This is a genomic window from Salegentibacter flavus (assembly GCF_900115145.1).
In the GTDB taxonomy this organism is placed as follows: Bacteria; Bacteroidota; Bacteroidia; order Flavobacteriales; family Flavobacteriaceae; genus Salegentibacter; species Salegentibacter flavus.
Map to the genome: position 1 here is coordinate 91320 of NZ_FOVL01000016.1, position 320 is coordinate 91639.

Here is a 320-nt window from a genome sequence, read left to right on the forward strand (position 1 = left end):
TTTTCAGGACATTGCAGATCTGGCGCTTCAGCATCGTTAACGGTGATGGTAAAGCTACATTCAGAAACATTCCCTGAATTATCTTCAGCTTCAAAGGTGATGGTGGTAGTGCCAATCGGGAATTCCGATCCTGAAACTGGTCCCGCAGTTTGGGTGATATTTACCTCGCAATTATCGGTTGCGGTTGGAGCATCAAAATCTACTAAGGCAAAATCTTCTCCTTCAGCTGTATTTAAGTTGATATTTCCAATACAGGTGATATCCGGCGCTTCGTTGTCTTCAACGGTAACATCAAAACTCGCTGTTACGATATTACCGGC

At 43.8% G+C, this 320-nt stretch carries 1 protein-coding gene; it reads right to left on the reverse strand.

Annotation, left to right across the window (positions count from 1 at the left end; genetic code table 11):
* Positions 1-320, reverse strand: a 320-nt coding sequence (locus BM266_RS17135) for an HYR domain-containing protein (protein WP_175494807.1), incomplete at both ends; no start/stop codon positions are given.